This window comes from Natronospirillum sp., from assembly GCF_022565775.1.
Classification (GTDB): Bacteria; Pseudomonadota; Gammaproteobacteria; order Pseudomonadales; family Natronospirillaceae; genus Natronospirillum.
In genome coordinates, this window is sequence record NZ_JAIUMC010000008.1 from 60,157 (window position 1) to 68,413 (window position 8,257).

At 58.7% G+C, this 8,257-nt stretch carries 7 protein-coding genes; 2 read left to right on the plus strand and 5 right to left on the minus strand.

All coding sequences use genetic code 11. From position 1 onward, the window contains the following. The first annotated feature begins 16 nt into the window (after nt 1-16). On the plus strand, nt 17-1,474 hold the full coding sequence (gene putP / locus LAT62_RS03565; protein WP_293379068.1) for a sodium/proline symporter PutP: 1,458 nt from the start codon (nt 17-19) through the stop codon (nt 1,472-1,474). Between the two features lie 240 nt (nt 1,475-1,714). Here putP and LAT62_RS03570 read toward each other — a convergent pair whose 3' ends face one another. The 5 genes from LAT62_RS03570 to LAT62_RS03590 form a co-directional block, all read right to left on the minus strand. After that, nucleotides 1,715-2,737 (minus strand): ABC transporter ATP-binding protein, encoded by a 1,023-nt coding sequence (locus tag LAT62_RS03570; protein WP_293379071.1) that lies wholly within the window; start codon nt 2,735-2,737, stop codon nt 1,715-1,717. After that, the gene (locus LAT62_RS03575) at nt 2,734-3,720 is read right to left on the minus strand and encodes an ABC transporter ATP-binding protein (RefSeq protein ID WP_293379074.1); all 987 of its coding nucleotides are present in this window, start codon (nt 3,718-3,720) and stop codon (nt 2,734-2,736) included. Before LAT62_RS03575 ends, LAT62_RS03570 begins: the two co-directional genes overlap by 4 nt. A gap of 25 nt (nt 3,721-3,745) precedes the next feature. Beyond that, nucleotides 3,746-4,699 carry an ABC transporter permease gene (locus LAT62_RS03580; RefSeq protein ID WP_293379077.1) on the minus strand — a complete coding sequence of 318 codons (954 nt, stop codon included), beginning with the start codon at nt 4,697-4,699 and terminating at the stop codon, nt 3,746-3,748. A gap of 51 nt (nt 4,700-4,750) precedes the next feature. After that, nucleotides 4,751-5,725 carry an ABC transporter permease gene (locus tag LAT62_RS03585; protein ID WP_293379080.1) on the minus strand — a complete coding sequence of 325 codons (975 nt, stop codon included), beginning with the start codon at nt 5,723-5,725 and terminating at the stop codon, nt 4,751-4,753. A 111-nt stretch (nt 5,726-5,836) separates the two neighbouring features. Then, nucleotides 5,837-7,426 carry an ABC transporter substrate-binding protein gene (locus LAT62_RS03590; protein ID WP_293379083.1) on the minus strand — a complete coding sequence of 530 codons (1,590 nt, stop codon included), beginning with the start codon at nt 7,424-7,426 and terminating at the stop codon, nt 5,837-5,839. 307 nt (nt 7,427-7,733) lie between these two features. On the opposite strand from LAT62_RS03590, the gene LAT62_RS03595 reads away from it, so the two are divergent. Then, nucleotides 7,734-8,123 carry a hypothetical protein gene (locus LAT62_RS03595; protein WP_293379086.1) on the plus strand — a complete coding sequence of 130 codons (390 nt, stop codon included), beginning with the start codon at nt 7,734-7,736 and terminating at the stop codon, nt 8,121-8,123. Nucleotides 8,124-8,257: the final 134 nt, after the last annotated feature.

Below are 8,257 nucleotides of genomic sequence, written 5' to 3' on the forward strand. Positions count from 1 at the left end.
AAGTAGAGGAACAACCATGGTTGGAAACAGTGTCACCATTACCATAACCTTTATCATCTACCTTGCAGGTATGATGGCTATTGGTGTATGGGCCTATCGTCGCACCAACAGTCTGGAAGACTACATACTGGGTGGGCGCTCTCTGGGTGCCTGGCCGTCCGCTCTGTCTGCAGGGGCGTCCGACATGTCAGGCTGGCTGCTGCTGGGTCTCCCTGGGGCGGCTTTTGCGTCGGGCCTTGGGGCCGGATGGATAGGTGTAGGCCTCCTGATCGGTACCTACCTGAACTGGCTGATAGTCGCGCCGCGCCTGCGCACCATGTCCTACAACGCTGGCAATGCACTGACTCTGCCGCAGTACTTCGCCAACCGTTTTGAGGATCACCCGTCTCTGCGGATCATTTCGGCGATCTTCATCCTGCTGTTCTTCCTGTTCTACACCAGCTCCGGTCTGGTTGCCGGTGGCAAGCTGTTTGAAACGGTATTCGGCCTGGATTACACGCTGGCCGTGGCCATCGGTACCATCGCTATTGTCTCTTATACGCTGTTTGGTGGTTTTCTTGCGGTCTCCTGGACGGATCTGGTACAGGGGCTGCTGATGGTCGCCGCACTGCTGATCGTGCCAGTATTGGCAATGAATGCCATGGATGTCTCGCCAATGGCCGCCATCAGCGACCAGAATCCGGCCATGACGGATATCTGGACGGATGGCACCGGAACTGCACTCGGCTTTATCGGCATCGTATCCTCTCTGGCCTGGGGCCTGGGCTATTTCGGCCAGCCGCACATCCTGGCTCGTTTCAAGGGCATCAAGAGCCGTGAGGCTGTGAAATCAGCACGTCGTATCGCCGTGACCTGGACTGCCCTGGGGCTGTTCGGTGCCATGTTTGTCGGTGTGGTGGGTGTCGGCTACTTCGGTGATGGGCTGGCTGACGGGGAAACCGTGTTCATCATGCTGGTGGAAGCGGTATTCCATCCGGTCATCGCGGGCTTCCTGCTGGCGGCGATTCTGGCGGCCATCATGTCCACTGCGGACTCGCAGTTGCTGGTGTCCTCATCGGCGCTTACCGAAGATTTCTACCGCGCCATTTTCAACCCGAATGCTGACGCCGAGTCACTGGTGAAGATCGGTCGCATTGCGGTGGTTGTGATTGCCCTGGTTGCCTTCTTCATTTCGCTGGACGATGAAAGTGTGGTTCTGGATCTGGTGGCCTACGCCTGGGCCGGCTTCGGTGCGGCCTTCGGCCCGGCCGTCATCCTGTCCTTGTTCTGGGAGCGCATGAACCGTCAGGGTTGCCTGGCCGGCATCATCGTCGGTGGTTCCACCGTTGTGCTCTGGGAGTTCATCGGCAGCCCGTTGGGCCTTTACGAGATCGTACCCGGGTTCATCTTGTCGACCATCGCGATCATCGTGGTCAGCAACCTGACCCCGAAGCCGTCCAAGAAGATGGAAGAGGTGTTCAACGAGTCCATCTGATGGGTGGTAACGCTTGAAAGCAAGAACCAAAAGGGCGCCTCAGGGCGCCCTTTTTTGTTTTGGTAGGTATTGTGCCCAGAAGCCAACTTCTATTTGCGAATTCGCGCTGGGCGCAGATAGAGCAATCGCGCACGGGGTGCGCTCCTACGGGCACGAGCGGTGGCTTTGCCGTAGGAGCCCAGCCCTCTGGGCGATTCGAGACTACGGCAGCGTTGGAGTCGCCTGCCGGTTGTCTGGCGCTCAGGCGATGGCTGCGGCCTTGGGCAGTCGGTCTTCTTCCACAGCAAAACAGGATGCAAAGTGCTCGCCTGTCGTCGCGATCAGCGTCGGCACCTCCGCCTTGCAACGATCATTGGCAAACTCGCAGCGCGGATGGAAGGTACAGCCAGTGGGCGGATTGATCGGGTTGGGGATTTCGCCCTTGACCGGTTTGCGCACGCGCCCGGTCATCTCGTGATCGGGAATCGCATCCAGCAGCATCCGGGTGTAGGGGTGCGACGGGTTGCGGAACAGTTCATGCGCCGGCGCATTCTCGACCAGGGCACCCAGATACAACACGCCGATTCGATCGGCCATATGGCGCACCACCGACATGTCATGGCTGATGAACAGATAGGTCAGGCCGAGTTCGTCCTGCAGATCCTGCATCAGATTGAGGATCTGTGCCTGCACCGAGACATCCAGTGCCGACGTCGGCTCATCGCAGACCAGAAAGTCCGGCTTGGCTGACAGGGCCCGGGCAATGGCAATGCGCTGGCGCTGCCCGCCGGAAAACTCATGCGGAAACTTGTGCCGGTCACGACCGGCCAGTCCGACGATATCCAGCAGTTCCTCCACCCGCTTGGTAACCGTGGTTTCCATCTGCCCGGCCAGGCCAAAGGCATGTATCGGCTCGGCGATGATGTCGCCGACCCGCCAGCGCGGATTCAGGCTGGCAAACGGGTCCTGGAAGATCATCTGCACACGGCGGCGCAGGGTAATGAACTCCTTGCCGCGCGCTTCGGGCAGTGCCTTGCCATCAAACAGAATGCGCCCGCTCGTTGGCCGGATCAGATCCACCACCAGTTTGGCGATGGTGGACTTGCCCGAGCCGGATTCACCGACCAGGGCAAAGGTTTCACCCTTCGGAATAGCGAAGGAGACGTTGTCCACGGCGCGCAGGTGCTGCTGGGGCAGTCGCTCTATAAGGCGGTTCAGCAGTGGCTTCGAGACGTCGAATTCACGCGACAGGTTGCTGACTTGCAGCAGCGGTGATTCACTCATGCTGAGGCCTCCTGATCAAACAGCCAGCAAGCGACCTGGCTGTCTTCGCTGCCCTCGACCGCGATAAGGTCCGGGCGCTCCTGGTAACAGCGATCAAATGCTCTTTCGCAGCGCGGGTTGAACGCGCAGCCTTTGGGGATATTATCCAGTCTGGGCATGGAGCCGGGAATCTGGGTCAGTCGATCAATGTCATGGGTAAGGGATGGAATGGAGCCCATCAGGCCCACCGTATAGGGGTGGTGGGGGTCCAGAACCACCTGCCGCACCGTACCGATTTCCGCCAGACGACCGGCATACATGACGGCGACCCGGTCAGCGGCCTCGGCAATGACACCCATGTCATGGGTGACCAGAATAACCGAGGCGCCGCGATCCCGGCACAGTTTCTTCAGCACGTCGATAATCTGCGCCTGCACGGAAACGTCCAGTGCGGTGGTCGGCTCGTCGGCTATGATCAGGTCGGGCTCGCCGGCCAGGGCCAGCGCAATCACCACCCGTTGGCGCATGCCACCCGAAAAGTGGTGCGGGTAGTCGTCTACCCGGCGGCGTGCGGCAGGGATGCCCACTTCTTCCAGCAACTGGACAGCCCGCTCGCGCGCCTCTTTTTCGGACAGCGGCAGGTGCGTGCGGATGGTTTCGATCAACTGCTCGGCGATGGTCAGAATGGGGTTCAGCGACGTCAGCGGGTCCTGAAAGATCATCGCGATCTTCTTGCCACGGATGCGCCGCATCTTGTGATAGGGCAGGTTGTCGATGCGCTGCCCGTCGAGCAGTATCTCGCCCTGGGCGATATGCCCCGGCGGTTCCAGCAGGCCGATAATGGCGGCGCCGGTCAATGACTTGCCGGCGCCGGACTCACCGACCATGCCCAGTATTTCACCGCGGCGCACATCGAAATTGATATGGTCCAGGGCGGTCAGCACCTTGTCCCGCTTGGGGAATTCGACGACCAGATCCCGGATTGATAGTAATACGTCACTCATAACCAGTTTCTACCTTGTTCCAGGGTCAGCGCAGTTTCGGGTTCAGGGCATCGCGCAGCCAGTCACCCACCAGGTTGACCGACAGAGCCAGGATCAACAGTGTCATCCCCGGGAAAATAGTAATCCACCATTCACCGGAGAACAGATAGTCCTGTCCGATGCGGATCAACGTGCCCAGACTCGGCTGGGTCGCTGGCACGCCTACACCCAGGAAGGACAGGGTGCTCTCGAGGATAATGGCCAGTGCCAGACCGATGGTGGCAATGACCAGAATCGGGCCGGTGACGTTGGGCAGTATGTGCTTGAACAGTATGGCCGGTGCGGGAATGCTGAACAGCCGGGCGGCCTGCACATATTCCTTGTTTTTCTCTGACATGGTGGAGCTGCGCACGGTACGTGCGTACTGCACCCAGTCGCTGAGCCCGATCGCCAGAATCAGCACATAGATGGCCAGTTGATCCTGCTGCTGCGGCGGGATGACCCCGCGCATGACACCGAAAATCATCAGCGCCACCAGAATGGCCGGGAAGCTCAACTGTACGTCGGCAACGCGCATGATCAGGCTGTCGACCCAGCCTCCCTTGTAGCCGGCCAGCAGGCCCAGACCAACGCCCAGAATCATCGCGAAAGCCACGGCGGAAAAACCGACCAGCAGCGAAACGCGCGCGCCATACAGAATGGCGGAAAAGACATCCCGGCCCTGGCTGTCGGTGCCGAAAATAAATACATCACCGGTAAATTCATTGACGCTGAAAGGCGGTGTAAAGCCGTTCATCAGGTTCAACGACGCCGGATTGAAGGGTGTGTGCGGGGCGATCCAGGGCGCAAACGCGGCGGCCAACACAATGATCAGTGTCAGCACCGCGGAAACGACCACTACCGGTGAACGGATAAAACTGTAGAAGAGGTCGCTGTCCACAATGCGCCGCCACAGCGACGGTCTGAGTGGTTGATCCCCGGTTGTTTGCTCTGTTGTCATGAAAGAATCCTTGGTCAATCTGTGCATGCAATGGCTGGTGACATCGGGGTGTCAGTGTTTGGTGGCGCGCAGTCGCGGGTCCACCACAAAGTACAGAACATCAACGATCAGGTTGATCACGACGAATACCAGCGCGATCAACACCAGGTAGGCGGACATCATCGGAATATCCACAAACCGTATGGCGTTGATGAACAGCAAGCCGACGCCGGGCCATTGAAAGACCGTTTCGGTAATGATGGCAAACGCAATGATGGTGCCCAGTTGCAAACCGGTGATGGTGATCACGGGCAACAGGGTGTTTTTCAGGGCGTGGCGGAAATGAATGGAGCGTTGCGCCAGGCCGCGTGCCCGGGCGAATTTGATGTAGTCGGTACGCAGGACTTCCAGCATTTCGGCCCGGACCAGGCGCATGATCAGGGTCAACTGAAACAGGCCCAGGGTAATGGCTGGCAGAATCAGGGACGCGCGCCCGGAAGGCGTCAGCAGTCCTGTGGTCCACCAGTCGTTGACGCGGACCACCTGGCCGCGCCCGAAGGAGGGCAGCCAGCGCAGTTCTACCGCGAAAAGATAGATCAGCAGAATACCAATCAGGAAGGTGGGCAAAGACACGCCGATCAGCGATACGGTCATGATGAAGTTGCTGAGTACACCACTGCGTTTGAGTGCCGTGTAGACACCCAGCCCGATGCCGATACTGAGGGCAAAAAAGGCAGAAATCATGGCCAGTTCCAGGGTGGCCGGCAGGCGTTCGGCAATGACATCCGACACCGGGCGCGCCATGCGATAGGACATGCCGAAATTGCCCTGAATGGCGTTACCCACAAAGCGGGTAAACTGAATAGGGATTGGGTCGTTCAGGCCAAGTCGCTCGCGCAGTTCCGCCCTGTCCTGGGCAGAGGCTTCCTGACCGACCATGTTGTTGATGGGATCGCCGACAAACTGAAAAAGACTGAATGCAATAAAGGCGACCACGAGCATGACGACGAATGACTGTAGCAGTCGTCGGATCAGCATCGCGAGCATTGGAGAGCTACCTCTGAAAAATGGGTCTTGTTGAAAGAACCGGGCGCTGCCGAGAAAGTCGGCTCCGCCCGGTTGACTGACGACCCGCCTTGTTCAGGCGGGTACTGTTTATCAGTTGAACGACAGGTACTTGATCATGGGCTGATCTTCAGGATGCACATCCATTTCGATGTTGCTGCGCATGGCCCAGTTCAGCACCTGGTGGTGAATCGGCAGGTAGACAATTTCATCCTGCACGATGCGCCAGGCTTCGGCGATCAGAGCGTTGCGACGTTCCAGATCAGTCTCGGTCGGCAACTGGCGAGACAATGCGTCGAACTCTTCATTGGACCAGCCGGTGAAGTTCCAGGCACCACTGTCATCAGTCTTGGTTTCCAGCAGGAAATCGAAGACATAGTGGCTGTCCAGAGTCGGTACACCCCAACCCAGCAGGTAGAAGTCCAGTTCGCCATTCTGCAGCTCGGCAAAATGGATGCTGTTGGGACGGGCATTCAGGCGCACATTCACACCAATCTGACCCAGCATACCGGTGACGGCCTGGCAGATGCCTTCGTCTTCGATATAACGGTCATTGGTGCAGGTCATGGTGACGCTGAAACCATCAGCATAGCCAGCTTCCGCCATCAGCTCGCGGGCACGGGCAGTGTTGGTACCGGTGACCCGGTCCAGCTCTTCCTCGTAGCCGTTAACGAACGACGGTGCAATCATGCCGGCCGGAGCAGACTGACCACGCATGACGATGCGCTGAATGGCGTTGCGGTCAACCGCCAGGTTCATGGCTTCACGGACGCGACGGTCAGCAAACGGGTTTTCGCCTTCAACGTCAGAGGTGCGCAGTTCGTCGCGACCCTGGTCCATGCCGAAGAAGATGGACCGGTTCTGCGGTGCGTTGCGGACCACGATGTCGCCAGAGTTTTCGAGGCGGTTCACGTCCTGTACAGGCGGATCCTGCAGGAAGTCGATTTCACCGGACAACAGCGCTGCTGCACGAGTGGAACCGGACTGGATGGGCGTGAACACGATACGGCTTACTTCCATCGGGTACTGGTCCATACCCCAGAAGCCATCGAAACGCTCCATTTCGGTCCGCACATCGGCTTCACGGCTGACCAGGCGGAAGGGGCCTGTGCCGTTGGCGTTGCGCACTGCGTAGTTCTCTTCGCCGGCTGAGAAGTCCTGAACGACGGTGGCGTCATTCGCTTCGGCCCACTCGCGGCTCATGATGAACAGGTTGGTCAGGTTGTTGGCCAGCAGCGGGTTCGGACCATCGGTACGCATGCGTACGGTATAGTCATCTTCCGCCCAGATCTCGGTGATGGTGTTGATCAGCGGGCGCATGTCGGAATTTGCATGCAGGGCACGCTCGAAGGAGAAGACAACGTCATCCGCCGTGAAGGCCTGGCCTTCATGGAAGGTGACGCCTTCACGCAGAGTGAATTCCCAGACATCGGGCTCGTCATCCAGAATGTACCAGTCGGTAGCCAGGCCGGCAGTCTGGGCGCCTGCGGCATTCGAGTAGATCAGGGTATTGTAAATCTGGTGGGCAATGGTGTGTGTTTGTCCATGGTTTTGTGCGTGCGGATCAAGGGTCAGGGAGTCACCTACGTTCGCCCAACGCAGGGTTTCCGCTGACGCGGCTGCAGACAGTGCGAACACTGCTGTCGCCAGGCCTGTGGTCAAGGCTCTCGGTGTTATCGTCATGCTACGTTTCCTCTATTTTGATGTCTTGCTATCTTCGGCTTGCAGATGCACTGCCGGGCAAGTACACCCCGGGTTGTTGTTGTTATGTCCAGAATGCTGTCATGTCACGTTTTTCAGCAACCGTGACATTAAGCAGTGACAGGGGGTGCATCGTCAAGAATTGGAGCCGGATACAGCGGAATTCGCGGCTTCCAGCCCTGTAATTCCTGGTTTACGGGGTGAGGTTCACTCCTGTAACCTGTCGTCTGAACAGGTACCGATCGTTCCGATACCACCCACAAGTTAAGCATGTATTTTGGAGTTGTCCATGACACAGCAGATTTCTGATCTCGATCTTAGCCTGGACGCCAACAATCTGTACCGTGATGAGGTCATTACCGACCTTCGGGCGGGTACACTCCGCCAGTTGACGCCGGTGACGGTCACGGGTGAACGAGATGACAGTCGTGCTGTCCGCTTTCACGGGCAGACGCAGATCATGACCCAGGCCGGAGCGCTGCCGGTCAATTTCGATATCGACGCTAAAGATCTCAAGGAAGCGGTGGACAAGTTTGGCGAGGCAGCCAGGAAGGGCATGGAAGACACCATCAAGCAGATTGAAGAGATGCGCCGCGAACAGGCGTCTTCGATCGTCGTGCCCGGCCAGGAAGGCGGTGGCCTCGGTGGCGGTCAGGGCGGACCCGGCCTCAAGTTCTGAGCAGCCAGTAATCCCTGTAGGCGCGTGCCTTGGCCGCGCTCAGCCATGGTTGCCTCCAAGTTGGAGCTCGGACCTGGTGCTCACCAGTCTCCCTATGGGGCCACTTCGTGGCCCATCGCGCACGGGGTGCGCTC

Coding starts and splice junctions, on each gene's coding strand:
- putP (WP_293379068.1), top strand. CDS start 17: ATGGTTGGAAACAGTGTCACCATTACCATAACCTTTATCATCTACCTT.
- LAT62_RS03580 (WP_293379077.1), bottom strand. CDS start 4,699: ATGACAACAGAGCAAACAACCGGGGATCAACCACTCAGACCGTCGCTG.
- LAT62_RS03585 (WP_293379080.1), bottom strand. CDS start 5,725: ATGCTCGCGATGCTGATCCGACGACTGCTACAGTCATTCGTCGTCATG.
- LAT62_RS03570 (WP_293379071.1), bottom strand. CDS start 2,737: ATGAGTGAATCACCGCTGCTGCAAGTCAGCAACCTGTCGCGTGAATTC.
- LAT62_RS03590 (WP_293379083.1), bottom strand. CDS start 7,426: ATGACGATAACACCGAGAGCCTTGACCACAGGCCTGGCGACAGCAGTG.
- LAT62_RS03595 (WP_293379086.1), top strand. CDS start 7,734: ATGACACAGCAGATTTCTGATCTCGATCTTAGCCTGGACGCCAACAAT.
- LAT62_RS03575 (WP_293379074.1), bottom strand. CDS start 3,720: ATGAGTGACGTATTACTATCAATCCGGGATCTGGTCGTCGAATTCCCC.